This window comes from Rhodococcoides navarretei (assembly GCF_038069675.1).
In the GTDB taxonomy this organism is placed as follows: domain Bacteria; phylum Actinomycetota; class Actinomycetes; order Mycobacteriales; family Mycobacteriaceae; genus Rhodococcoides; species Rhodococcoides navarretei.
Map to the genome: position 1 here is coordinate 2561723 of NZ_JBBPCN010000001.1, position 25685 is coordinate 2587407.

24 protein-coding genes are annotated in these 25685 nt (G+C 65.6%); 6 read left to right on the forward strand and 18 right to left on the reverse strand.

What is annotated here, in order from left to right; translation table 11 throughout:
• Positions 1 to 44: 44 nt before the first annotated feature.
• Both AABD04_RS12035 and cobJ read left to right on the forward strand, forming a co-directional pair.
• Positions 45 to 671, forward strand: coding sequence for a precorrin-8X methylmutase (locus AABD04_RS12035; protein WP_341441322.1), 627 nt, complete (start codon positions 45 to 47; stop codon positions 669 to 671).
• Complete coding sequence (cobJ, locus tag AABD04_RS12040; protein ID WP_341441323.1) at positions 668 to 2161, forward strand: precorrin-3B C(17)-methyltransferase; 1494 nt, start codon at positions 668 to 670, stop codon at positions 2159 to 2161. The genes AABD04_RS12035 and cobJ overlap by 4 nt, the downstream gene beginning before the upstream one ends.
• On the opposite strand, the gene AABD04_RS12045 is transcribed toward cobJ, so the two are convergent.
• From AABD04_RS12045 to AABD04_RS12055, 3 genes are read right to left on the reverse strand one after another with little or no spacing between them, the layout of a single operon-like run.
• On the reverse strand, positions 2144 to 2908 hold the full coding sequence (locus tag AABD04_RS12045) for a cobalt-precorrin-6A reductase (RefSeq protein WP_423228140.1): 765 nt from the start codon (positions 2906 to 2908) through the stop codon (positions 2144 to 2146). The two genes, cobJ and AABD04_RS12045, sit on opposite strands and share 18 nt — an antisense overlap.
• A complete protein-coding gene (gene cbiE, locus AABD04_RS12050; protein WP_341441325.1) occupies positions 2887 to 4137 on the reverse strand; it encodes a precorrin-6y C5,15-methyltransferase (decarboxylating) subunit CbiE in 1251 nt (416 codons plus the stop codon). The genes AABD04_RS12045 and cbiE overlap by 22 nt, the downstream gene beginning before the upstream one ends.
• A complete protein-coding gene (locus AABD04_RS12055; RefSeq protein ID WP_341441326.1) occupies positions 4110 to 4868 on the reverse strand; it encodes an SDR family NAD(P)-dependent oxidoreductase in 759 nt (252 codons plus the stop codon). The genes cbiE and AABD04_RS12055 overlap by 28 nt, the downstream gene beginning before the upstream one ends.
• Before the next feature lie 45 nt (positions 4869 to 4913).
• Between AABD04_RS12055 and AABD04_RS12060 the strand changes: the two genes are divergently transcribed.
• Positions 4914 to 5327, forward strand: coding sequence for a TIGR03618 family F420-dependent PPOX class oxidoreductase (locus AABD04_RS12060; RefSeq protein ID WP_341441327.1), 414 nt, complete (start codon positions 4914 to 4916; stop codon positions 5325 to 5327).
• A gap of 21 nt (positions 5328 to 5348) precedes the next feature.
• On the opposite strand, the gene AABD04_RS12065 is transcribed toward AABD04_RS12060, so the two are convergent.
• Positions 5349 to 5927, reverse strand: coding sequence for a nucleotidyltransferase family protein (locus tag AABD04_RS12065; protein WP_341441328.1), 579 nt, complete (start codon positions 5925 to 5927; stop codon positions 5349 to 5351).
• Positions 5924 to 7066 (reverse strand): M24 family metallopeptidase, encoded by a 1143-nt coding sequence (locus AABD04_RS12070; RefSeq protein WP_341441329.1) that lies wholly within the window; start codon positions 7064 to 7066, stop codon positions 5924 to 5926. The genes AABD04_RS12065 and AABD04_RS12070 overlap by 4 nt, the downstream gene beginning before the upstream one ends.
• Before the next feature lie 27 nt (positions 7067 to 7093).
• Between AABD04_RS12070 and AABD04_RS12075 the strand changes: the two genes are divergently transcribed.
• Positions 7094 to 8071 (forward strand): 5'-3' exonuclease, encoded by a 978-nt coding sequence (locus AABD04_RS12075; RefSeq protein ID WP_341441330.1) that lies wholly within the window; start codon positions 7094 to 7096, stop codon positions 8069 to 8071.
• 20 nt (positions 8072 to 8091) lie between these two features.
• Here the strand turns inward: AABD04_RS12075 and AABD04_RS12080 are convergent, their stop codons facing one another.
• The 7 genes from AABD04_RS12080 to pafA form a co-directional block, all read right to left on the reverse strand.
• Positions 8092 to 9042, reverse strand: coding sequence for a DUF4333 domain-containing protein (locus tag AABD04_RS12080; protein WP_341441331.1), 951 nt, complete (start codon positions 9040 to 9042; stop codon positions 8092 to 8094).
• Positions 9043 to 9136: 94 nt separating this feature from the next.
• Positions 9137 to 11911 carry a DEAD/DEAH box helicase gene (locus tag AABD04_RS12085; protein WP_341441332.1) on the reverse strand — a complete coding sequence of 925 codons (2775 nt, stop codon included), beginning with the start codon at positions 11909 to 11911 and terminating at the stop codon, positions 9137 to 9139.
• Positions 11912 to 11938: 27 nt separating this feature from the next.
• Positions 11939 to 12910, reverse strand: a complete 972-nt coding sequence (tatC, locus tag AABD04_RS12090) for a twin-arginine translocase subunit TatC (protein WP_341441333.1) — start codon at positions 12908 to 12910, stop codon at positions 11939 to 11941.
• Between the two features lie 110 nt (positions 12911 to 13020).
• Complete coding sequence (gene tatA, locus AABD04_RS12095) at positions 13021 to 13287, reverse strand: Sec-independent protein translocase subunit TatA (protein WP_032398077.1); 267 nt, start codon at positions 13285 to 13287, stop codon at positions 13021 to 13023.
• An 86-nt stretch (positions 13288 to 13373) separates the two neighbouring features.
• Positions 13374 to 14369: a helix-turn-helix transcriptional regulator gene (locus AABD04_RS12100; protein WP_341441334.1), complete on the reverse strand. Its 996-nt coding sequence runs from the start codon at positions 14367 to 14369 to the stop codon at positions 13374 to 13376.
• Positions 14366 to 15358: a helix-turn-helix transcriptional regulator gene (locus AABD04_RS12105; RefSeq protein ID WP_341441335.1), complete on the reverse strand. Its 993-nt coding sequence runs from the start codon at positions 15356 to 15358 to the stop codon at positions 14366 to 14368. The genes AABD04_RS12100 and AABD04_RS12105 overlap by 4 nt, the downstream gene beginning before the upstream one ends.
• A 61-nt stretch (positions 15359 to 15419) precedes the next feature.
• Entirely contained in the window at positions 15420 to 16778 is a 1359-nt protein-coding gene (pafA, locus tag AABD04_RS12110) for a Pup--protein ligase (RefSeq protein WP_170944814.1), read from the reverse strand.
• Positions 16779 to 16875: 97 nt separating this feature from the next.
• Here pafA and AABD04_RS12115 point away from each other — a divergent pair, with 97 nt between their 5' ends.
• A complete protein-coding gene (locus AABD04_RS12115; RefSeq protein ID WP_341441336.1) occupies positions 16876 to 18345 on the forward strand; it encodes a bifunctional phosphatase PAP2/diacylglycerol kinase family protein in 1470 nt (489 codons plus the stop codon).
• A gap of 33 nt (positions 18346 to 18378) precedes the next feature.
• Here the strand turns inward: AABD04_RS12115 and prcA are convergent, their stop codons facing one another.
• The 5 genes from prcA to arc form a co-directional block, all read right to left on the reverse strand.
• Complete coding sequence (prcA, locus tag AABD04_RS12120; RefSeq protein WP_341441337.1) at positions 18379 to 19152, reverse strand: proteasome subunit alpha; 774 nt, start codon at positions 19150 to 19152, stop codon at positions 18379 to 18381.
• A complete protein-coding gene (prcB, locus tag AABD04_RS12125) occupies positions 19149 to 20090 on the reverse strand; it encodes a proteasome subunit beta (RefSeq protein ID WP_374639464.1) in 942 nt (313 codons plus the stop codon). Before prcB ends, prcA begins: the two co-directional genes overlap by 4 nt.
• Positions 20087 to 20281: a ubiquitin-like protein Pup gene (locus AABD04_RS12130; RefSeq protein ID WP_008716348.1), complete on the reverse strand. Its 195-nt coding sequence runs from the start codon at positions 20279 to 20281 to the stop codon at positions 20087 to 20089. Before AABD04_RS12130 ends, prcB begins: the two co-directional genes overlap by 4 nt.
• 194 nt (positions 20282 to 20475) lie before the next feature.
• On the reverse strand, positions 20476 to 21975 hold the full coding sequence (gene dop / locus AABD04_RS12135; RefSeq protein WP_341441338.1) for a depupylase/deamidase Dop: 1500 nt from the start codon (positions 21973 to 21975) through the stop codon (positions 20476 to 20478).
• A gap of 80 nt (positions 21976 to 22055) precedes the next feature.
• Entirely contained in the window at positions 22056 to 23819 is a 1764-nt protein-coding gene (arc, locus tag AABD04_RS12140; RefSeq protein WP_243593046.1) for a proteasome ATPase, read from the reverse strand.
• Between the two features lie 183 nt (positions 23820 to 24002).
• On the opposite strand from arc, the gene AABD04_RS12145 reads away from it, so the two are divergent.
• Positions 24003 to 24479, forward strand: coding sequence for a hypothetical protein (locus AABD04_RS12145; protein ID WP_341441339.1), 477 nt, complete (start codon positions 24003 to 24005; stop codon positions 24477 to 24479).
• Between the two features lie 38 nt (positions 24480 to 24517).
• On the opposite strand, the gene AABD04_RS12150 is transcribed toward AABD04_RS12145, so the two are convergent.
• Complete coding sequence (locus AABD04_RS12150; RefSeq protein ID WP_243593580.1) at positions 24518 to 25378, reverse strand: tRNA (adenine-N1)-methyltransferase; 861 nt, start codon at positions 25376 to 25378, stop codon at positions 24518 to 24520.
• Positions 25379 to 25685 lie beyond the last annotated feature (307 nt).

Below are 25685 nucleotides of genomic sequence, written 5' to 3' on the forward strand. Positions count from 1 at the left end.
ACCGGCTGTCTGCTGAGGGGTCCCTCTCCCCTATCGTGATCGGCATGCACGACTACGTCCGCGACGGCGCGGAGATCTACCGACAATCGTTCGCGACCATCCGCGCCGAAGCAGATCTGTCTCGGTTCGCCCCGGATGTCGCACAGGTCGTCGTGCGCATGATCCACGCGGTCGGAGAGATCGATCTGACCGAGACGATCGGGTACACCCCCACGGTCGTGACCTCCGCTCGCGCGGCACTGAACTCGGGAGCGCCGATTCTGTGCGACGCGAACATGGTGGCCACCGGCATCACTCGTCGGCGTCTTCCGGCCGACAACGAGGTGCTGTGCACCCTGTCTAATCCTCGGGTACCGGATTTGGCTCGGAGTATGGGAACCACGAGAACCGCTGCCGCGCTGGAGTTGTGGGGCGACAAGCTCGACGGTGCCGTCGTCGCCATCGGAAACGCGCCGACCGCACTGTTCCACCTGATGGAGATGCTCGCGGCCGGAGCCCCGAAACCCGCAGCCATCGTCGGCGGGCCGGTCGGATTCATCGGCGCAGCGGAGTCGAAGGAGGATCTGATCGCAGCCGACCTCGGCGTGGAGTATCTGGTCGTTCGAGGCAGGCGTGGTGGCAGCCCCATCACCGTCGCCGCGGTCAATGCCATTGCGAGCGAACAAGAATGACCAGCACCGGAAAGCTGTGGGGAGTCGGCGTCGGTCCCGGTGATCCGGAGTTGTTGACCGTCAAGGCCGCTCGTGTGATCGCCGAGGCCGACGTGATCGCCTTCCACAGTGCCCAGCACGGCCGCAGTATCTCCCGCGGTCTGGCGGCCGGATACATGCGCGACGGACAGCTGGAAGAACACCTGGTCTATCCGGTGACCACCGAGACCACCGCGCACCCGGGTGGGTATCAGGGCGCAATCGACGAGTTCTACGAATCCGCCGCCGCACGGCTGGCCGCCCATCTCGACGCAGGACGCTCCGTAGCGCTTCTCGCAGAGGGTGATCCGCTGTTCTACAGCTCCTACATGCACATGCACAAGCGGTTGGCCGATCGTTTCGAAGTCGAGATCGTCCCCGGCGTGACGTCGGTCAGTGCCGCCTCGGCGGCGCTGGCAACTCCGCTCGTGGAGCGAGACGAGGTATTCACCGTGCTTCCCGGCACGCTGCCCGCAGACGAACTCACGCGCCGACTGCGCGCCACCGACGCTGCCGTCATCATGAAACTGGGCCGGACCTACCCGACTGTGCTCGAGGCCCTCGAGCGTTCCGGCCGGCTGCGTGAGGCGCGCTACGTGGAACGGGCCAGCACGCCCCAGCAGCGAGTGCTCGACGCCGTGGACGCCGACAACGTGCCGTACTTCTCGATGATCGTGGTGCCGAGCCCGTCCAACCGAGCCGAAACACCCACCGACACCGGCGAAGTGGTCGTCGTCGGCCTCGGTCCCGGCGACGACGCATGGACGACCGAGGAGGTACGCGCCGAACTGGCCGCCGCCACCGACCTGGTCGGTTACGTCACCTACATCGACCGGGTACCGCCGAGGCCCGGGCAGATTCGGCACGCGAGTGACAACAAGGTCGAGTCCGAACGAGCCGCGTTCGCCCTCGACCTCGCCAAGCAGGGTCGCCGAGTGGCCGTGGTGTCCTCGGGCGATCCCGGGGTGTTCGCTATGGCCACCGCCGTCATCGAAGTGGCGGCCGAGCAGCAGTGGAACTCGGTACCGGTACGGGTGGTGCCCGGAATGACGGCCGCCAACGCCGTCGCCAGTCGAGTGGGCGCACCGCTGGGACACGACTACGCCGTCGTTTCCCTCTCCGACCGCCTCAAGCCCTGGGACGTCGTCGCAGCGCGGCTCTCGGCGGTCGCCGGAGCCGACATGGCGATCGCGATCTACAACCCGGCGTCGAAGTCGCGAACCTGGCAGGTTGCGGCCATGAAAGAGATTCTGCTCGAGCATCGTTCGCCCCAGACCCCCGTGGTCATCGGACGCGCAGTGGGCAGCGAGCAGGAATCCGTTCGCACCGTGACGCTCGGCGAACTCGACCCGGAATCGATCGACATGCGGTGCCTGCTCATCATCGGATCATCGATGACGACGGTGGTCGACACGGGCAGCGGGCCGAAGGTGTTCACCTCCCGCCGGTATCCGTCAGAGACCAGCGCGTAGCCGATTCGTCAACCAGTCCACGGCGGCTGCGACGTCGAACACCATCGGTGCCGAGCCGGTTCGCGCCGGACGGTCGACCACGATCACCGGAATCGATGCCGCTCGGGCGGCAGCGAGCTTGGCTCGCGTCATGTCGCCGCCACTGTTCTTGGTGATCAACAGGTCGATTCGGTTGTCCGCGAGCATCATCGACTCGTGGTCGACGTCGAACGGCCCACGGCTCAGGTGCAACGTCATGTGCGGCGGCTCGGGACCGGTCGGAGCGTCGATCGCCCTGACCAGAAACCACGAGTGAGCGACACTCGCGAAATGGTGAACGCCCTGCCTACCGGTTGTCAGGAACACTCTGCTACCAGGGGGGATCGCCGACGACGCGTCGGGCAACGAGGCAACCGAGGTCCATCGATCACCCTCGCCGGGGGTCCACGGTGGCCGCGTCAGCACCAGGAGCGCGACCGACGACGCTCGAGTGGCCTGCTCGGCGTGTGCTCCGATGGTGGAGGCGAACGGGTGTGTCGCGTCCACCACCACGTCGATCGAGTTGTCTCGCAGCCACACTGCCAGGGCGTCCGACCCCCCGAAGCCGCCTATTCGCGTCTGCCCGACGGGCAGTATCGGCTCGGCGACCCGTCCGGCCAGCGAGGTGATCGTCTCGATCCCCTGCACCGTGTCCAGCGCCGCCGCGAGTACCCGCGACTCCGTCGTACCACCGAGAATCAGGACTCTCACCGTTTGACCGCGCTCCATTGCGTGACCGGGAGCTGCGGTCTCCACGTCGTGAACGCGCCCAGCGGTTCACCGCGATAGATCTGGAACCTGCGGAGCTCGCCGCCGTACTTCGCCGCAGCGGTCAGCAGCAACGAATCCGATTCGGCGGTCACCGAATTCGCGACCATACGTCCGCCGGTGCGCACCGCGCCCCAGCACGCCTCGAGCATGTCGGCACCGGTCAACCCACCACCGATGAACACCGCATCCGGTGCAGTGTCCGCGACCGCAGCGAAACTCTCCGGGGCACCGCCGTGCACCACGAGGCCTGGAACTCCCAGGTTCAGTGCATTTCTCTCGATCTGCTCACGGCGCGCCTGCGAATTCTCGAAGGTCACGGCGCGACAGGATCCATCGGTCCGCATCCATTCGATGGCAATGGTTCCCGACCCGCCGCCGATGTCCCACAACAGCTCTCCGGGTGCCGGTGCCAACGCGCTGAGCGTGAGCGCTCGAACCTCCCGCTTGGTCATCTGACCGTCTCCGGTGTACGCAGAATCCGCCAGACCGGGAATGCGGGTGTGGCGGGGCGCGTCGGGATCTCGGACACACTGCAGCGCAACGACATTGAGTGGATCGACGCCCTCGAATGTCGACTCTCGCGCAATCCCGCCGACCACCCGCTCGGCCGGTCCGCCGAGCTGCTCGAGGACCGTCATCTCGGTCGCTCCGAAACCGTTGGCGGACAGCGTCACCGCGATCTCCCCCGGCGTGCTGGCGCCCTGGCTCAACACCAGTATCCGACGACCGTCGGCCAACTCGGGCAACACCGTCTCGGCCGGGTTGTTCACCAGCGACACCGTCGTGGTGTGGTGCAGCGCCCAGCCCAACCGCGCACACGCCAACGACACCGAGGACGGGGCCGGGAGCACCCGCAAGCGGTCGGCGCCGAACTCCCGCGCCAGGCTCACCCCGATGCCGTGGAACATCGGATCCCCGCTGGCCAGCACGCACACGCGAGAACCTGCGCAGGCGTCGAGCATCGGCCGCAGATTCGGCAGCAACGGACTGGGCCACGTCCTGGTCTCGGTGCAGTGCTCCCGCACCCCCGCGACCTGACGGGCGGAGCCGAACACCACATCTGCGTGCTCGATGGCCGTGCGGGAAGTGAGGGGCAGTCCGTCCCAGCCGTCCGCACCGATTCCGACGACCACGATCGGACTGGGCACGGGTGCCACCATCAGCGCGGCATCCTGCGCCAGAGCCATTGCGGCAGTAGACGCATGGCGAAGAAGACCGGGCGCAGAGTGCCGGGAATCCAGACGGTGGCCCGACGCGTACGGAGCGCCGCGACAACACCGTCGGCAACCTGATCCGGCGTACTCGACATGGGCGCGGGTGTCATCCCCTCGGTCATGGAACCGATGACGAATCCGGGACGAACGAGCAGGAGATGCACCCCGCTGCCGTGCAGTGAGTCGCTCAGTCCACTGGCGAACCCGTCAAGACCGGCCTTCGCGGATCCGTACACGTAGTTGGCGCGTCGCACTCGAACACCCGCGACCGACGAGAACACGACCAAATCGCCGCTCCCCTGTGCTCGGAGAAGCTTCGAGGCGTGTGTCAGCACCGAAACCTGAGCCAGGAAGTCGGTGGTGATGACGTCGAGAGCGTGCTGCGCGTCGTCCTCGGCTCGCGCTTGATCCCCGAGGATCCCGAACGCCAGCACCACGATCCCGATCGGACCGTATCGCTCGGCAACCCGGTTCAGAAGCTCGGCGTGAGTGTCCATCGCGGTCGCGTCGAACTCGACGGTGTGGACGGCGTCTGCGCCTGCCTGCTGCACTCGCCGTTGCTGGGCATCGAGGTCGGTGTTGCGCCGAGCTGCCAGTACGACGGTTCGCCCCGCGGCGAGTCGGGTAGCGACCTCGAGTCCGATCTCGCTGCGCCCGCCCAACAGCAACAGCGTTCCGGCCGCGGGTTCTGCTCGTCTGCTCACGCCGACCAGTCTTGCCGATGAAATCGCATTCACTACAGTCGGGGCATGGCCGCCACCCCCGCAGACGCGACTGCCCTCGCCGACGACGCATTCGAATTCCTTGCCGAGCGACACCTGGCCACTCTGACGACGCTGCGACCCGACGGAACCCCGCACGTCGTCGCCGTCGGCTTCACCTACGATGCCGAAGCCCGGTGTGCTCGGGTCATCACCAACGACGTGTCGCAGAAGGCGATCAACGCCGGTCGCGGAGCGTACGCGGCCGTGACTCAGATCGACGGTGCCCGCTGGCTGACGCTGGAGGGGCCGGCCGTGGTGCGGGACGATCGCGAATCCGTCGTCGACGCCGAGAACCGCTACGCCCAGCGCTACCGCGTACCGAGGGAGAACCCCACCCGCGTCGTCATCGAGATTCAGGTGCAACGGGTACTGGGTAGTCGCTCACTGCTGAATCGCTGACGAGAGCCACCGCCTCGTCCTTCACGGCCAGGGAAGAACCGTCAGGTTCGACCATTCCGTCGTCCAGCGTGCGGCTTTGGCCTCGTACACATGCTGCATCGGCACGCGCGGATTGGGCCGCACGATTCCTGCGAAGAGATCGTCGAATCCGTGTGGCGCGTATACGACTTCTCTCCCGCCGTCACCGGTGGTCATGCCGAAACAGCACGTGGTGGAGACAAAATGGTCGATCGCGTCCTCGGTGCTGTGGAACGGTGCGATACGACTCCCGAAGTGCTGCTCGTACCAGAGATGTACGCGGGCTTCGTTACGCACTTCGACGTCGACCCCGAGGTCTGCGAACAGCGAGGCCGCAGTCTTGATCACCTCGTTCTCGGCGTCGTAGGACAGATCGGAGTCGTCGAAGTAGAAGAAGTCGTAGTCCCGTATTCCCGTACGAAGGTCCCGACCGGCCAGGTGGTTCCACACCGTCTGGAAGAGGCCACCCGCAGTCAGGTACCACCCGGGGAGCCCGAGCTGCGGTGCGCGTCGAAGTATCTCGTCGACAGCAGGATTGGATCGAACGACCGAGACGAATTCGGTCTCGCCCGGTGGCGTCACACCGGCAGGACGGCCAGACCGTGCGGCCGGAGGTTGACCGATTCGCACCCGTCTGCGGTGACCACGACGATGTCCTCGATGCGTGCACCCCACTGTCCGCGGAAGTAGATCCCCGGCTCGATGCTGAACGCCATCCCTTCGGTGAGCGTGATGTCGTTCCCCGCAACGATGTACGGCTCCTCGTGCACCGACAGGCCGATCCCGTGCCCGGTGCGGTGCAGGAACGCCTCGCCCAGGCCGGCGTCGACCAGGACGTCGCGGGCGGCCGCATCGATGGACTGCGCCGTGACACCGGGCACCACCGCATCGACAGCTGCCTGCTGGGCTCGCTCGAGTACCGCGTACTGCTCGGCGATCTCCGCCTGCGGCTCGCCGAGACTGTAGGTGCGGGTCGAGTCGGAGTTGTATCCCGGTGCGACGGGTCCCCCGATGTCGATCACCACGATGTCGCCCGCCTCGACGACTCGATCGGATACCTCGTGGTGCGGATCGGCTCCGTGCGGCCCGGATCCGACGATGATGAATTCCGGCGCTGTGTGCCCTTCTTCGACGATCGCGGCGGCGATATCCGCCGCTATCTGCGCTTCCGTGCGGCCGACGCGAAGCCATTCACCCATCCGGGCGTGCACACGGTCGATGGCGTGCCCGGCGCGCCGTAGCGCGTCGATCTCGGCCTCGTCCTTGACCATACGAAGTTCGCGCAGGACGTCCGTGGCCAGCACAGGCATCGTTCCGAAGACACCGGCCAGCGGCACGAAATGCAGGGCGGGCATCGCGTCGGCAACGGCCGTTGCCGTCCCGTTCGGCACCGCCGCGGCCACCAGGGCGTACGGATCCACACCGTCGACCCAGTCGACGAGCGTCAGAGACAGCTCGTGCGCCGCGGAATCGCCCAGTGCCGCGAGTTCGAGCCGCGGAACCACGACCGTGGGGGTACTGCCATCGGCCGGAACGACCAAGGCGATGAGACGCTCGAACGAGCTGGCTTTCGAGCCGATCAGATACTGCAGATCCGGGCCCGGGGTGATCAACAGGGCATCCAAGCCTGCATCCGACGTCAGGCGAGCCGCGCGGGCGAGCCGAGACGCGTAGACATCGCTGGAGAAACGTGAGGAACTGACCGAAGAATCGACACTCATCCCTCCAGGCTAGTGCCGTTTGGCAAGATGAGCCTCATGACCACTCCCGGAACGTCGCCGTTGCTCCTCCTCGACGGCGCGAGCCTGTGGTTCAGGGCCTACTACGCACTGCCCGAGTCGATTACGGCCCCCGATGGTCGACCGGTCAATGCCGTCCGCGGTTTCCTCGACATGATCTCGGCGTTGATCGCGCGGACCGAACCCGGCCGACTGGCGGTGTGCCTCGATCTCGATTGGCGGCCACAGTTTCGCGTCGACCTCGTGCCCTCCTACAAAGCGCACCGGGTGGCCGAGGCCGCGCCGGAGGTCGCCGAGAGCGAAGAGGTGCCGGAGACGCTGACACCACAGGTGGACATGATCATGGATGTGCTCGCCGCGTTGGGGATCGCGACCGCAGGCGCAGACGGGCTGGAGGCCGACGACGTGCTGGGAACCCTGGCCGCGCGTGAGCGTCGGGACCCCGTTGTCGTGGTCAGCGGTGACCGAGACCTGCTTCAGGTTGCCGCCGACGAACCGAACGAGGTGCGCGTGTTGTACGTGGGACGTGGGCTGGCGAAAGCCGAATTGTTCGATCCTGCATTGGTTTCCGAACGCTACGGCGTTCCGCTTCATCGAGCAGGCGAGGCGTATGCGGAACTGGCTCTGCTGCGAGGCGATGCATCCGACGGACTGCCCGGCGTGAAAGGGATCGGGGAGAAGACGGCGTCGACGCTGATGCTGCAGTACGAATCCGTCGCTGCGCTGCGTGCTGCGGCGCTCGACCCGTCGTCGGACATGGCCAAGGGAGTCCGGGCGAAGCTGGCCAACGCGAGCGACTACCTGGATGCGGCACTTCCCGTCGTGCGAGTCGTGACCGACGCCGATGTCGTGCTGTCGAAGTCCGACGAGATCCCGGCCGAACCTGTCGATGTCGACGCGCTGAACGCACTCGCCGAGGCTCTCGGTATCGAGAACGCCGTGGCCCGCCTCGTCGCTGCGATGGCGGCCACGGCGTCGACGAACTGATCGCGCTACCCGAATCGGGCCTATTCGGGTAGGGAGACCTCGTAGTTGGCGTCGTCGTCGAGGAAGGTCAACGTCACAGTCTTGAACGCACCGTCGACAGTCAGGGTGCACTCGACACTGGTGTCGGCCTCGACCTCGATGTTCTGAGGGCAGGACACTCCGGATACGTCGGACGCACCGTACGACTCGGTGACGACCGTGCGGATTCCCTCCTCCGCCGCCGCAGTGTCGAGGGTGGTGGTACGGCCGAACGCGACGTACGACACCACCGCGATCACGGCGACAACCGCCACGACGGCACCCGCGATGATCAGGGGCTTCTTCGACCGGGGCCCGGTCTGCCCGGGACCCTGCTGATTGGGGTACGGCTGATTCGGATACTGCTGATGGGGATACGGCTGGTTGGGGTTCCAGGGCTGCTGTGGTTGCTGGCCGTAGGGACCCGGCCCGTATTGCCCACCACCGAATTGCTGTGGTGCGTAAGGATTCTGATACGCCGCATCGCCCGATGCAGGCGCGCCGGCACCGGGGTAGGGAGCGCCGTACTGCTGACCGGCGGGGTATTGGGCGGTGGGGTCCTGTCCCTGGGGGTAGCTGCCCTGTGCATTCGGGGCCGAGGGGTACTGCCCCTGCGGATAGCCGGCAGGTGGGTACTGACCTTGGGGGTACTGGCCCTGAGGGTACTGCCCCTCCGGATATTGCCCCTGCGGGTACTGGCCCTGCGGGTACTGGCCCTGCGGGTACTGGCCCTGCGGGTACTGGCCGCCGGGCTGTTGCGGGCTCTGACCGGGTGCGCCGTACGGCGTGGCCTGCGGCTGTCCGTACTGACCCCACGCCGACGGCGTCGGAGTCTGTGACTCGGCGGAAGGAGCAGGCTGGGTGTCCGGTGTGTCTTTCGCGGCACCGTCCTGCCGGTCGGGATTGCGCGACCAGCTGTTGTCGGGGTCGGTCGGACCGTGTGGGCCGCTCATCTCGCCTCCACCTGAAATTCGGATTCGTCGGGGGTACAGTAACCCGCCCGTACGACTCTCCGCTGTACCGACCCGGCAGTCCGATTCGGTGCTGTCATGCGGCATCGACGGCGACCACGCCGCGACGCAGTGCCGCGATGGCGCGTGCTGCCGTTCGCGACAGCTCCGGCTCGGGGGCCGCCAGTCGAACCTGATCCAACAGGTCGATGACTTGCCGACACCAGCGCACGAAGTCGCCACCCGAGAGTGCCTTGCCGTTGTCCCCCGCCGTGACGAGAGCGTCGACCAACGAATGGTTGGACGCCCACTTGTAGATCGCCTTGACGAAGCCCATGTCGGGCTCTCGCGTCGGCGGCAGCTTGTGGCGCACCTCGTCGGCCCGTAGGTCGTGCCATACCCGAACGGTTTCGGTCAGTGCATGTCGAATCGGACCCGTCGGACCGTGCGGGGTGATGTCTCCCTCCGACCTCGACTCGTAGACCACCGCCGAGACCACCGCTGCCAACTCTGCCGGTGACAGGCCCTGCCACAGGCCGCCGCGCAAGCATTCGGCGACCAACAGATCGGACTCGGAATAGATCCGACTGAGCCTGGCACCGTATTCGGTCACCTTCGGATCCTTGCCTCCGCTCACGTAGCCGCGGTCGGCGAGCAACGCCAGGATGCGGTCGAACGTGCGGGCGAGAGAGTTCGTCGTGGCCGATACCTTCTGACGCATCGTTTCGGTCTCGCGCGCCAGCCGGTTGTACCGCTCACCGGTGCGGCCGAGCTCGTCGCGATCGGGACGAGCGTGCACCGGATGCGATCGGATGGCGCGGCGCAGAGTGGCCAGTTCCTTGTCGTCCGCTGCGGTCGACTTGCGTCGGATTCGATCCGACGGCTGCGAGATTCCGCGAGTGGACAGTGCGGCCGCCAGATCACGTCGAGTTTTCGCGGTGCGATGATCCACGAAACGCGGAAGGCGCATCGTCCCCAGAGACGTTGCGGGCGAAGGGAAATCCGCTGCCGAAAGCCGGCCCGCCCACTTGTCCTCCGTCAGTACGAGGGGTCGCGGATCAGCCCGGTCGTCGTCCGGCTCCAACACCACCGCGAGGCCACTGCGGCGACCGGTCGGCACCGAGATCACGTCGCCGCGGCGCAGGGCACGCAGCGAGTCGACGGCCTTGTCCCGCCGGTCGGACCTGTTCTGGCGTTCGAGGGTCTTCTCGCGATCCTTCAGTCGTTCGCGCAGCCGCGCATACTCGAAGTACTCGCCATCGGGGCCGCCGAGGCGTGCACCGAGTGCCTCCAACGTCTGCATGTTCTTCTCGATGCCGCGGACCATTCCGACGACGGAGCGGTCGGCCTGGAACTGTGCGAAGGACCGTTCCAGCAGCAGACGCGAATCGGCCGCACCGAATTGTTCGATCAGGTTGATCGACATGTTGTACGCCGGGGCGAACGAACTTCGCAGTGGGAACGTGCGGGTCGACGCCAGCCCGGCAACCTCGGTCGGTTCGGTTCCCGGCTGCCAGAGCACAACGGCGTGTCCTTCGACATCGATGCCGCGGCGGCCGGCCCGGCCGGTCAGCTGGGTGTACTCCCCCGGCGTCAGTTCGGCGTGTGTCTCACCGTTGAACTTGACGAGCTTCTCCAGCACGACGGTTCGGGCCGGCATGTTGATTCCGAGAGCCAGTGTCTCGGTGGCGAACACCGCCCTGACCAGCCCTTTGACGAACAGTTCCTCCACGGTGTGCCGGAAGACCGGCAACATCCCGGCGTGGTGGGCGGCGAACCCGCGCTCGAGTGCATCGCGCCACTCCCAGAAGCCCAGGACTTCCAGGTCCTCGCGCGGCAGCTCGGACGTGTGTTTCTCGACGATGTACCGAATTTCCTCGGCCTGCTCGGGCGTCGTCAACACCAGACGCGAGCGCATGCACTGGGTCAGCGCGCCGTCGCAGCCGGCACGGCTGAAGATGAACGTGATCGCCGGGAGCAGACCCTCTTCGTCGAGCTTGGCGATTACATCGGGTCTGGCCAGTGGTCTGTTGTTCGCGCTGCTGCCCTGACCGCCACCGCGACCCCCGCCACCCGAACGACCGCCGCGGCCCCTGCTGTGTGGCGCGTGCCAGCGGTCCATCGAGTCGAGGGACTGACGTTGCTTGACGTGTCGGACGAGCTCACGGTCGACGACGATCTTCTGACTGCCGTCGCCCGACTGGGCCCGAGTGTCGAACAGATCGAACAACCGACGGCCCACCATGATGTGCTGCGAGAGGGGTACCGGACGGTTCTCGTCCACCACGACCGAGGTGTCGCCGCGAACCGTGCTCATCCAGGCACCGAATTCCTCGGCGTTGCTGACCGTTGCCGACAGGCTGACCAATCGAACGTCGTCGGACAGGTGCAGGATCACTTCTTCCCACACCGCCCCTCGGAAACGGTCGGCGAGGTAGTGCACCTCGTCCATGACGACGTGCGAGAGTCCCCGCAGTGCGTCCGAGGATGCGTAGAGCATGTTGCGCAGCACTTCGGTCGTCATGATGACGATGGGGGCATCGGGGTTGATCGACGAATCGCCGGTCAGCAGCCCGACGGTGTCTCGTCCGTATCTGGCGGTCAGCTCGGCGAACTTCTGATTGCTCAGCGCTTTGATCGGGGTGGTGTAGAAGCACTTGCGTCCGGCGGCGAGGGCCAGGTGCACGGCGAACTCGCCGATCACCGTCTTGCCTGCGCCGGTGGGAGCACAGACCAGAACACCGTGACCGTTCTCCAGGGCTGTGCACGCGTCCACCTGGAACCGGTCGAGTGGGAAGCCGAGCTCGGCCGAGAAACGTTGCAGCTGGGTGGGTCGGGGGCTCGTCCCCGTATCGACAACCGTCTCGGTCATGCGATCGACCCGACCGTTCGCCGGAGGTCAGATCGTGTCGTCGTACTGCGCTCGCATTCGGGTCGCGGTACCGAGGCCACTGGACGGCGGTGTCGGAGCGACAGCATCCGGTGACTCGATCGAACCTGCGCCGTCGATGCGCGTTGCTTCGTCATCTGACACATCACCCCATTCGTCTCTTCTCTTGCGCAACTTACGCTTGTCGTGAATCCGCGCAATCTGCACTGCCATCTCGAAGAGCACAGTCAATGCCAACGCCAACGCCAGCATCGAGAACGGGTCCTGCCCCGGAGTTGCGATGGCCGCGAAGACGAACAGCCCGAAGATGAGACCTCGACGCCATGCCTTGAGTCGCTCGTAGGTGAGCACGCCGACGACATTCAGAGCGACGACAAGCAACGGAATCTCGAAGCTGACACCGAAGATGATGAGAAGGTTGATCAGGAATCCGAAGTACTGATCGCCGCTCAACGCCGTGATCTGGACGTTGTCGCCGATCGAGAGCAGGAAGTGCAGTCCCTTGGCCACCACGAAGTACGCAAGGACGGCTCCGGCGACGAACAACGCTGCGGCCCCGGTCACGAACGACACGGCGTATCGGCGTTCGTTGGTGTACAGGCCCGGAGTAATGAAGGCCCAGATCTGATAAAGCCAGATGGGGCAGGCCATGACGACGCCCGCGGTGAACGCGACCTTGAACCGCAACAGGAACTGATCGAACGGGCCGGTGGCCAGCAGTCGACACTGATCGTCGTTGGTCAGGTTCGCGCGCAGGCTCGGATCGAGCGTGCAGTACGGGCCCCGCAGCAGGTCGCCGAGGCTCTCGATGCCCAGGATCGTGTGCGAATACCAGAAGAACCCGAAGGCAGTCGTCACCGCGACCGCGACCAACGACCACAGGAGCCGGGTTCGCAACTCGTACAGATGATCGACCAACGACATCGTGCCGTCGGGATTGACTCGGCGCTTGCTACGCCGCGGATCGAACGGAATGCGCATGGTGTTCTACGGTCAGCCTTCTTCGGTCGGACGGCGGCGGAGAGCCGTCACCGACAGCAGTGAACCTTCGGTGCCGCCTGGCACCGAAGGTGTGCTGAGCGGCCGTGCGCTCAGGCAGACTTGGCGTCGTGCTGGGTCTCGGTGTTCGGCTGCACGACAGGCGCAGGCGAGGGCAGCTGCGCGGGAGCGGTCGGCTGCTGTGCCGTCGCAGTGTCGGCGTCCGACTTGCCGTCGTTCTGCATCTCCTTCACCTCGCTCTTGAAGATGCGCAACGACCGGCCGAGTCCGCGAGCAGCCTCGGGCAGCTTCTTGGAACCGAACAGAATGATGACGACCACCGCAACGATGGCCCAGTGCCAGGGACTGGTGAATCCCATGCGAACCTCCTACAGATCAGATGAATTGAGCGTACCCGACCGCGGGTACCGCCTCCGGCAGCGGCGGCCGCGGGTTTGCCCCGCGTTCATCTGGCGACGGTGCCGTCCGCGCCGGTGCCGTCGAGCTCGGCGTACGCATCCAGGGCCGAACGCGCTCGGTCGCGGACGGAGTTCACCAAGGATTCAGGTGCCAGTACCGTGACGCCGCCGCCGAAGCCCAACGTCAACCGAGTCATCCACTGCAGCGTCGCGAACCGCATCGTGACCACTATCGACCCGTCCGCATCCGCAGCAACCTGTGTCATCGGGTAGTAGTCCAGGATCCAGGTGAAGGCAGGCGACACCTTCAGCCGCGCCTGCGACAGCGAAGGATCGTCGTTGAAGATCTCGAAGGCGTCCTCGTCCTGCACCGATTCCGGCGGCGCGGCCGGTTCGTCGAGTTCGGTTGCGGAGTCGATGCGATCGAACCGAAACAGCCGCACGCCCTCGGCGCTCCGGCACCATGCCTGGAGATAGCTGTTGTCATCGACGACAACGGTCCTGATCGGATCGACGGTTCGCTCGGTGACCACATCTCGTGACGCGGAGTAATAGGTCAGTTCCAGCGCGTGCCGGTGACGTAGAGCAGACCGAACGGTGCTCGACACCGGACCCTCCTCCGTGCCTGCTCCCTCGTGATCGGACGAGAGCGGCACGTTGGCCGCCGCCGAGCCTGCTGCGGTCTCGATCTTCGCGATCGCGCGCTGCGCGGCGGACGGGTCGACCATGCCGGGCATCGACGTCAGCGATCGAAGCGCAACCAACAAAGCCGTCGCCTCGGTCGATGTCAGGCGTAGCGGTCGATCGATCCCGGCCGAGAACGTCACGTCGATGCTCTCCTCGGAGAACGACAGATCGATCAGATCACCCGGGCCGTAGCCGGGCAGGCCGCACATCCAGAGCTGGTTCAGATCGGCCATCAGCGTCGCCGTCGACACCCCCAGCTCCCGCGCGGCCTCCTCGGCGCTCAACCCGGGATTCGCCATGAAGAACGGCACCATGTTGAGCAACCTGGCCAGCCGAACCGACAGTCGCGCGCTCATCGCTCGTTCTCCACGTCGGCCGCCGTCTGCAGGGTCGAGATCACGTCTGCGCGCAGCTCGGCGGGTTCGAGTACCACCGCATCCGCTCCGTGACCTGCGATCAACCGCGAGATCCAATCCCAGGACCGCACGGGAACCTCGACGACAGTGCCGCTGCGGGTACCGAGGCTCTGCACGCCGACCACCGTTCCCATCCTGCGCAATTCCAGCGCCCTTCCGTCGTGCAGCCATACCCGGGCCGTGCCCGATACCGAGGACGTACCCGCGACTCGACGGACGATGTCCTGCAGATCGACGCCGTCGGGCCTGCGGACGCTCTGCGGGGTGCCGAACGCCTTCACCTCGTCGCCGATTCGGGAGAGGCGAAACGTGCGGGTGTCGCTGCGGTCCACGTCGTGTCCCACCAGATACCAGCGACCGCGAAACGTCACGACACCCCAGGGCTGGACGGTTCTGGTGGTGAACGGCTCGGTCAACGAGGGGCGGTGTTGGAACCGCACCGACTTGCCGTCGTCGATCGCGGCCAGCAAGGCACCCAGCGCAGGTTCGGAGCCCCGAGTGCGTGCGGGAACCGCGGTCACCGACGCGGCCGACTCGTTCTGGTCGACCTGAATTCCCGCGGCTCGGAGTTTGAGCAAGGCGCTCTGTGCCGCGGAGGTGAGCTCGGGCGATTCCCAGAGCTTGACGGCGACCGCGACGGCGGCCGATTCCTCGCTGGTGAGGTCGATGTCGGGCAGTTCGTAGGCATCACGATTGATGCGATAGCCCTCGACGCCACCGAATCTGGTGGCGGTACCGGTCTCCAACGGGACACCGAGGTCACGCAGTTCGTTCTTGTCCCGCTCGAACATTCTGCTGAACGCGTCGTGGCTCGTGGAGTCGTCGTATCCGGCAACGCTCTCGCGGATCCACTCCGCGGTGAGGAACTGACGTGTCGACAGCAGACAGATGACCAGATTCATCAGGCGTTCGACTTTGGTGGTGGCCACGACAGTCGAGCCTAGTTGCTCGTGGGTGGCCGCAGCGGTAACGACCCGACTGCGTCCGGCACTACATCGACGCGATCAGCCTCTCCACTCGCTCGTCGACCGAGCGGAACGGGTCCTTGCACAGGACGGTTCGCTGAGCCTGGTCGTTGAGCTTGAGGTGCACCCAGTCCACCGTGAAGTCGCGACCTGCCTCCTGGGCGGCCGTGATGAACTCTCCGCGCAGCTTGGCTCGGGTGGTCTGCGGCGGCAGATCCACGGCCTCGTCGATCTGCTCGTCCTCGGTGACACGCTTGGCCAACCCCTTGCGCTGCAACAGGTCGAACACTCCCCGGCCGCGCTTGATGTCGTGGTAAGCCAGGTCCAACTGAGCAATCTTGGGATCTGAGAGCTCCATCGAGTACCGGTCCTGGTAGCGCTGGAACAGCTTGCGCTTGATCACCCAGTCGATCTCGGTGTCCACCTTCGCGAAATCCTGTGTCTCGATGGCGTCGAGAGTTCGTCCCCACAGGTCGACGACCTGTTCCACCTGAGTGTTCGGCTCGCGCGTCTTGAGGTGCTCGACGGCTCGTGCGTAGTACTCGCGCTGAATGTCGAGGGCGCTGGCCTGTCGTCCCCCGGCCAGTCGAACGGGACGCCGTCCGGTGAGATCGTGACTGACCTCGCGGATGGCGCGAATCGGATTGTCCAATGCGAAATCTCGGAAGGACACACCCGCCTCGATCATTTCGAGAACGAGGGCTGCCGTTCCGACCTTGAGCATCGTCGACGTCTCGGCCATGTTCGAGTCACCCACGATGACGTGTAGCCGGCGGTACTTCTCGGCGTCGGCGTGCGGCTCGTCGCGAGTGTTGATGATCGGCCGCGAGCGAGTGGTGGCCGAGGAGACGCCTTCCCAGATGTGCTCGGCGCGCTGCGACAGGCAGAACGTCGCAGCCTTCGGCGTCTGGAGTACCTTGCCTGCGCCACAGATCAACTGACGCGTGACCAGGAACGGCAGCAGAACGTCCGAGATTCGGGAGAACTCACCGGCACGCTGGACGAGGAAGTTCTCGTGGCAGCCGTAGGAGTTTCCCGCCGAGTCGGTGTTGTTCTTGAACAGATAGATATCGCCCCCGATGCCCTCTTCTGCCAGGCGCTGCTCGGCGTCTATCAGCAGGTCTTCCAATACCCGCTCGCCGGCGCGGTCGTGGGTGACCAACTGCAACAGACTGTCGCACTCGGCGGTGGCGTACTCGGGGTGCGAGCCGACGTCGAGGTACAGGCGGGCACCGTTGCGAAGGAACACATTCGAGCTGCGACCCCACGAGACGACTCGGCGAAACAGATAGCGAGCCACTTCGTCCGGACTCAGCCGTCGATGTCCGTGGAAAGTACATGTGACACCGAACTCTGTCTCGATGCCCATAATTCGTCGCTGCACACTTCGACACTACAACGCAACCCTCGTATCGATGTGTCGGAGCGCCCGATGTCGTCCGTCCGTGAACATGGCGTCGCACGTGCCTAGGCTGGGCGTCATGACTTCCACGCGCACCTCGCTCTCGACGGCCGTTCACGCGTGGGATCTGTCCCTGGTGGCTCGAAGTGCCGCTCTGCGGCAGAGCAGAGCGGACGGTGGCCTGCGCACGTTGAGCCACGCCGCCGACCACGGTCGTCTGTGGCTCGGCGCGGCCGCGCTTCTCGTGGCCGCAGGTGGTCCGGCCCGACGCGGCGGCGTTCGGGGACTCGTCGCGCTGGCAGGTGCGAGCGCGACGGCCAACGGACTGCTCAAACCGCTGTTCCCGCGGACTCGGCCGGACGCCGAGTCGGTTCCCGTGCTGCGCCAGGTGCTGGCACCTCCGGTGTCCTCCTCGTTTCCCTCCGGTCATTCGGCGTCGGCCGCCGCCTTCGTCGCTGCTGTGGCGCTCGAATCGCCGGCGGCGGGCCTGCTGTTGGCACCCGTGGCAGCCGCGGTCTGCTACTCGAGGGTCCACGTCGGCGTGCACTGGCCGACCGATGTCATTGCCGGTGCCGCCCTGGGCTCGGCGATCGCGTTGTCCACCCGGCGCTGGTGGGCCGTGCGATCGGAGAATCCTGCGAATCTTGGTTCGCCGGTCGACCTCGAGCCGCTTCCCCGCGGACGAGGACTGCTGGTACTCGTCAACCCGGGGTCGGGTGACCGTTCGGACGCGGTGCCCGACGCGATCCGTCGAGCACTTCCGGACGCCGATCTGTTCGTGCCCGATCCCGATCAGGACTTCGACGAGCAACTGGAGCAGCGGATCCGAAGCACGTCTCCGCGCGCCCTCGGTGTCTGCGGTGGTGACGGAACGGTGGTCAGTGTTGCCGCATCGGCGGTGCGGAACGGCTTGCCGCTCGCAGCATTTCCGGGCGGCACCCTCAACCACTTCGCTCGCGACACCGGGCTGACCGTCGTGGAAGACACTGCTGCTGCCGTCGAAGCGGGCACCGCCGAACTGGTGGACATCGCCGAGGTGTCCGTCGACGGCCGCAGTGTGTCGTTCGTCAACACCGCCACATTCGGTGGCTACCCCGACTCGGTGCGGCTGCGTCAGAAGTTGCAACGCCGAATCGGCAAGTGGCCGGCCGCCGCGATCGCGATGACGAGGGTCCTGGCTGCTGCCGAACCGCTGAACATCCGGCTCGACGGCACCAGGCACTCGGTCTGGATGCTGTTCGTCGGTAACGGTAACTACGTACCGGCGAATCAGGTCCCCATGTCTCGCAGCAGTATTCACACCGGAACCCTCGATGTTCGGTTTCTCCCGTCGGAGCCGAAGGCATCGAGAACCAGACTGCTGTGGGCAACGGTCACCGGCACCCTCGGCTCGTCGCCCGCCTACGTCCGTCGAGCGGTGAAGAAGCTGACCGTCGAGGTTGATGGCACCCCCGTTGCGCTCGCGGCCGACGGCGAAGTGGTGGGCGACGGAACACGGTTCGAGTTCAGCAGTAACAAGAACGGCCTCGCGCTCTACCGGAAGCGGTAGAGCGCGAGGCGCGTCACGAGCGTCGGGGTCCTGTTACGAAGACGATTCCCCGTCGGTGTCGGTCGCTGCCTCCACCGACGCTTCCGAGACCGGCAACATATCTTCCAGCGCGGCTCCGGCGATGCGCCTGAACGCTCGTCGCGGCCGCCCCTGGTCGAGTACGGCGACTTCGAGCGCCGATACTTCGAGAACCTTCTTCTCCGGCTCGCCGCCCGCAGCAGGCGGCGTCACCGGGCCTGCCGTGAGTGCGTCGACCGCAACGCGTACCGCGGCCGCCAGATCGAGGCCGGAACGGTACGTGTCCTTCAGCGCAGCCACGATCGGCTCGGTAGTCCCGCCCATGACAACGAAATCCTGCTCGTCGACGATGGATCCGTCGTAGGTGATGCGGTACAGCTGCGTCGAGATCGGCTCGTCCTGATGCGACACTTCCGCGACACAGATCTCGACCTCGTAGGGCTTGAGCTGCTCGGTGAAGATCGTGCCGAGTGCCTGGGCATATGTCTTGGCGAGCGAACGTCCGGTCACGTCACGCCGATCGTAGGTGTACCCCTTGATGTCGGCGTGCTGGATGCCGGCCTTGCGCAGGTTCTCGAACTCGTTGTACTTGCCCACGGCCGCGAAGCCGATCCGGTCGTAGAGTTCGCTGACCTTGTGCAACGCCGTCGAGCGGTTCTCGGCCACGAACAGGACACCGTCCGCATACGTCAGCACGATGACGCTGCGGCCTCGCCCGATTCCCTTGCGCGCCAATTCCGAACGATCACGCATGATCTGTTCGGCAGATGCGTAGTACGGCATCGTCATGGTGCGCTACCCCCTTCGCTCACTTGCTGGCCGGCCCGGGTGTGGTGCTCGGCACCACCGGTGTGGGCGGCGCTCTCGGTTCGTTCGGCGAGAACGGACCGCGCCGCTGCCGAAATCCGGTCGTGCGCAACATCGTCCGCGCCGATGCTGGTGATCGCGACAGCCGTCGGATAGATCCCTCGGGTGACGTCGGGTCCGCCGGTGGCCGAGTCGTCGTCGGCTGCGTCGTACAGCGACTCCACCGCCGCCCGAATCGCCTCGTCCTCCGACATCCCTGGGCGATAGAGCTTCTTGAGCGCGGATTTGGCGAACAGAGATCCCGACCCCACCGCGTGGTAGCCCGAACGCTCCTCGTAGCGTCCGCCGACCACGTCGTAGGACACGATGCGTCCGGCACGATCGGGGTCCGAGATGTCGATGTCGAATCCGACCAGCAACGGGACGGCGGCAAGTCCTTGCATCGCGGCACCGAGATTGCTCCGCACCATCGACGAGAGCTTGTTGGCCTTACCGTTGAAGGTGAGCGGAACCCCTTCGATCTTCTCGTAGTGCTCGAGCTCGACGGCGAAGAGCCGAACGAGTTCGATCGCGATGCCTGCAGTCCCGGCGATGCCCGCGGCGGAGTACTCGTCGGTGACGTAGACCTTCTGCATATCGCGGTTGGCGATCAGATTGCCCTGGGTGGCACGGCGGTCCCCCGCGATCAGAACACCGCCCGCGTAGGTCAGGGCGACAATCGTCGTCCCGTGCGGAGCGATGCCGGACTTGTCGGTGGTGCCGTTGGCGGTGTGCGACGCCAGATCCGCCGCGATCCCGCTTTCGGGCAACAGATGGGGGGCGTGTCGACGAAGGTAGTCGGAGAACGACGAGCTGCTCGACCCGAGTGGGATCGTCATTCCGTCGCCGGCCGACCGTGGGTCCGAACGATCCACCGTCACTGGCCGCCCTTCTGAACGTAGGCGCGGACGAAGTCCTCGGCGTTCTCCTCCAGCACGTCGTCGATCTCGTCGAGAAGGTCGTCGGTCTCCTCGGCCAGCTTCTCGCGCCGTTCCTGACCACCGGCTCCGGTATCGCCTGGAACCTCATCGTCGTCGCCGCCGCCAGAGCGCCGTGTCTGCTCCTGAGCCATAGTCGCCGACCTCCTCCGTGTATCGAGAAAACAGATCTACTGCACTCTCACCGATCGATTCGAGGTGCACCGTCGTGGATGTGCAAGTGCAACCGAACGTTCCGCCGAAAGTGCACGGACCTTTACCCTACCGACAGACCGACTCCGCCGGTTGGCAAGACACCGCGAATAGTCGGCCCTGGTCGCCTGAGACGTCAGTTGGTGAGCTGATCGACGAGTTCCGCGGCGCTGTCGACCGACTCGAGCAGTGCACCGACATGCGATTTGGTGCCTCGGAGCGGCTCGAGGGTCGGGATGCGAACGAGGGAGTCACCGCCGAGATCGAAGATGACCGAGTCCCAGCTCGCAGCAGCGATGTCGGCCCCGAACTTGCGTAGACACTCGCCGCGGAAGTAGGCCCTCGTATCCTCCGGCGGCGTGCCGACGGCATCGAGTACCTGCTGCTCGGTGACCAATCGATCCATCGACCCTCGGGCAACCAGCCGGTTGTACAGGCCTTTGTCCAGCCGAACATCGGAGTACTGCAGGTCCACCAGATGCAGCCTCGGCGCCGACCAGCCGAGCCCCTCGCGCTGGCGGAAACCCTCGAGCAGCCGTAGTTTCGCGGGCCAGTCCAACAGATGGGCGCATTCCATCGGGTCGCGTTCGAGGAGGTCGAGGACCATGGCCCACTTGTCGAGCACGTCCAGTGCTCGCGCATCGTCACTGCCCTCGGCAGCGACGAACTTCGCAACGCGCTGGTGGTAGATCCGCTGCAGCGCAAGCCCGGTCAGTTCGCGGCCGTCCGCAAGAGCGACGGCCTTGCGCAGCGTCGGATCGTGGCTGATCTGATGAACAGCGGTCACCGGCCTGGCCAGCTGCAGATCCGACAGGTCGACCCCGGCCTCGATGATGTCGAGTACGAGCGCTGTGGTGCCCACCTTGAGATAGGTGGACATCTCGGCGAGATTGGCGTCGCCGATGATGCAATGCAGGCGGCGATACTTGTCGGCGTCCGCGTGCGGTTCGTCGCGCGTGTTGATGATGCCGCGTTTGAGGGTGGTCTCGAGCCCCACCTCCACCTCGATGTAATCCGCCCGCTGCGAGAGCTGGAAGCCGGCCTCGTCGCCCGACTGACCGATTCCGACGCGTCCCGAACCGGTGATGACCTGCCTCGAGGCGAAGAACGGCGACAGACCGGCGATCACGGCCGAGAACGGCGTCTCGCGAGACATCAGGTAGTTCTCGTGCGTGCCGTACGACGCACCCTTGCCGTCGACGTTGTTCTTGTACAGCTGCAGGCGCGGCGCCCCCGGGACGCTCGACGCGTGCCGTGCAGCCGCTTCCATCACGCGTTCGCCTGCTTTGTCCCAGACGACTGCGTCCAGGGGATCACGGACCTCCGGAGCCGAGTACTCGGGGTGAGCGTGGTCGACGTAGAGGCGGGCCCCGTTGGTGAGAATCATGTTGGCCGCACCGATTTCGTCGGCGTCGATGACCGGAGCCGGGCCGCTGAAGCGCCCGAGGTCGAAGCCGCGGGCGTCGCGTAGCGGAGATTCGACCTCGTAGTCCCAGCGCGTGCGCTTGGCCCGCGGCACCCCTGCTGCTGCCGCGTAGGCCAACACTGCCTGGGTCGACGTCAGGATCGGGTTTGCGGTGGGTTCGGTAGGCGACGAAATTCCGTACTCGACCTCGATACCGATGATGCGCTGCATCAGTCGAGCCTAGACGGAGTGCACAGACGAATCGGGGCGCGCCCTGTGCGGACGCGCCCCGAAACCGGTCTGTGCGGGATCTACAGGTACTGGCCGGTGTTGGCCTCGGTGTCGATTGCCCGGCTTGCGCTGGCGTTCTTGCCGGTGACCAGCGTGCGGATGTAGACGATCCGCTCGCCCTTCTTGCCGGAGATTCGAGCCCAGTCGTCCGGGTTCGTGGTGTTCGGCAGATCCTCGTTCTCCGCGAACTCGTCGACGATGGAGTCGAACAGGTGTTGAATGCGCAGACCGGCATTGCCGGTTTCGAGGACCGACTTGATGGCGTACTTCTTCGCTCGGTCGACGATGTTCTGGATCATGGCACCGGAGTTGAAATCCTTGAAGTACAGAACTTCCTTGTCTCCGTTGGCATATGTCACCTCGAGGAAGCGGTTGTCGTCGCTCTCCGCGTACATGCGCTCGACGACGCGGTCGATCATCCCTCGGATGCAGGCAGCACGGTCGCCGCCGAACTCCGCCACATCGTCGGCATTGACCGGAAGCGAGTCGGTCAGGTACTTGGAGAAGATGTCCTGAGCCGACTCGGCGTCGGGTCGCTCGATCTTGATCTTCACGTCCAAGCGACCTGGCCGCAGGATCGCGGGATCGATCATGTCCTCACGGTTGGAGGCACCGATCACGATGACGTTCTCGAGTCCCTCCACGCCGTCGATCTCGGCGAGCAGCTGCGGCACGACCGTCGTCTCGACGTCGGACGAGACGCCCGAACCACGGGTGCGGAAGATCGAGTCCATCTCGTCGAAGAACACGATGACCGGGGTGCCCTCGGACGCCTTCTCCCGTGCGCGCTGGAAGATCATGCGAATGTGACGCTCGGTCTCACCGACGAACTTGTTGAGCAGCTCGGGGCCCTTGATGTTGAGGAAGAACGACTTGGCTTCCTTGGCGTCCTGTCCGCGGGCCTCGGCGATCTTCTTGGCCAACGAATTGGCAACCGCCTTGGCGATCAACGTCTTTCCGCAGCCGGGAGGTCCGTAGAGCAGAACACCCTTCGGTGGCCGCAGAGAGTACTCGCGGAACAGATCCTTGTGCAGGAACGGAAGTTCGACGGCGTCACGGATCTGCTCGATCTGTCGACCGAGACCGCCGATGTCCTCGTATCCGACGTCCGGGACCTCTTCGAGGACGAGATCCTCCACCTCGGCCTTGGGGACTCGCTCGAAGGCGTAGCCGGCCTTGGTGTCGACGAGCAGCGAGTCACCGGGTCGCAGTTTGCGCGACGGTTCGTCCGGATCGATAGGGCCTTCGTCGTTGACCATGTCGATCAACGGCTTGGCCAACCAGACGACACGCTCCTCGTCGGCGTGACCGACGACGAGTGCTCTCGATCCGTCGCCCAGCAGCTCGCGCAGAGTACTGATCTCGCCGACCTGATCGAAGGTGCAGGCCTCGACGATGGTCAGCGCCTCGTTCAGGCGCACCGTCTGTCCCGGTGCCAACGAATCGGCCTCGATGTTGGGCGAGCACGTCAGGCGCATCTTGCGGCCGGAGGTGAACACATCGACGGTGCCGTCGTCGAAGACGCTCAGCAGAACGCCGTAGCCGCTCGGTGGCTGGCCGAGGCGGTCGACTTCCTCGCGGAGTGCGATGAGCTGCTGCCTGGCCTCCTTGAGGGTGTCCATCAACTTCGCGTTGCGCAGCGACAGTGAGTCCACGCGACCTTCGAGTTCGCGTACCTGCTCGGGGGACTCCCCCAGTTGACGACGCAGTGAAGCAGCTTCGGCTCGCACGGCGTCCAGTTCGGCTCTGGCCGCGGCCACATCCGGATTGTCTGTTGAGCTCATGAGCGACTCCTCCCAGTGACGATCTTTCAACGCTACCGGCACCGGCCCGAAAGTGCGGACCGACACCACGAACGCTGTCCGCAACCGCCCGATTCGATGGCCCCGGAGACCCCCCGAGTTCATGTTAGCCTCACCTGACAAAGCGATCGACGGACGATGGAGTCAGGGGCTACACCAGTGAAGATGCGGATTTTTTCGGTAGGTCTCGCGCTCGCGGCAGCGGCGGTGTCGGTAGCCGGGTGCAGCTCGAGCAACGATTCCGATCACAATTCGACGTCGGCCGCCGAGAGCAGCGACCCGGCAACCGATGCGCCGGCCGTCGCAGCACCGACATCCGGTGAACTCGAAGCATCTCTGCTGCAACTGGTTGCCCCCGACGTCGACGCGGCGACGAAGGCCGGCAGCGTGGAGAACGGACAGGCCCGCTTGACGAACCTCGAAACGATGACGGGGGCCCTGGCGAACTACGGCACGATCACCTTCGAGGTCGGCGAACCGACTGTCGAGGGCGAGACGTCCACCGCGGACGTCGCGATCGCCACTCCTCGGGGGACGGCAGCTCCGTCTCCGCAGACCTGGGTACTGATGGACGGCGACTGGAAGCTCTCCGATGCGAGCACCTGCCAGATTCTGGCCATGGGACAGGCTCCCTGCTCCTAGACCGAGAGGTCAGGAACGTCCGGCGACGCCGCTGATCGTCAGCCCTTGCCGGATCGACGCTGCGGCTTGGGCGTCACGGTGCCCTCGGCGAGGCGTCGAACACTGACGAGGAACGCCGTGTGTCCTTGCATGCGATGCTCGGGCCGAACTGCCAGTCCGACGACGTGCCATCCGCGGACCATCGACTCCCACGAACGGGGTTCGGTCCAGCACTCCTGTGCGCGTAGGGCTTCGACGACCTTGGACAGCTGCGTCACGGTAGCGACGTAGACCAGCAGAACGCCGCCGGGAACGAGAGCCTTCGATACGGCGGGCAATGCATCCCAGGGCGCGAGCATGTCGAGTACGACCCGATCGACCTGCTCGCCGGGACGATCGACACCGAACTGATCCACGTCGGCCACCGTCAGGTGCCAGTTGGACGGCCGCTCTCCGAAGAACGTCTCGACGTTCTTGATCGCGTAGTCGGCATGGTCCTGGCGGATTTCGTAGGAGATGACGGTTCCTGCGGTACCGACGGCACGCAGCAGCGAACACGTCAGAGCACCGGATCCGGCACCGGCCTCCAGTACGCGAGCTCCGGGGAACATGTCGCCCTCGTGCACGATCTGCGCTGCGTCCTTGGGGTAGATGACCTGCGCGCCACGCGGCATCGACAGCACGTAGTCGGTCAGCAGCGGCCGAAGCGCGAGGTAGGGGGTGCCGTTGACGGACGTGACGACGCTGCCCTCGTCGGCACCGAGCAGTTTGTCGTGGGTGATTCCGCCCCGATGGGTGTGGAACTCCTTGCCCGCCTCGAGCACCACCGTGTAGTGACGGCCTTTCCCGTCGGTGAGCTGGACTCGATCACCCACGCGGAACGGTCCGCTCCGGGCGGGGCCGGTCGGTACCGGCTCGATCGGTGCGTCGTCGTCGGTCGTCGGAGCCTCGCCGAGTTCGATCTCGTCGACGGACGCGGTGACCACTTCGTCCGCGCTCGGAACCGGGGCATCGACGATCGCGTCGACCTCGGACCCGTCGGTCGACGCGGACGCGGAATCACCGGAGGACGGATCACCGGAAGACACAGCGGAACCTGCTTTCGTTGCTCTGCTGGGCAGCCGACCTGCTCGGTCCGGACACCCAGTACGACTCGACGTGCCAGACTACGGCCTTGACCGACGATGTCGGACCAACGGCATAGTCTCGCAGTCGTGAGTACTTCCG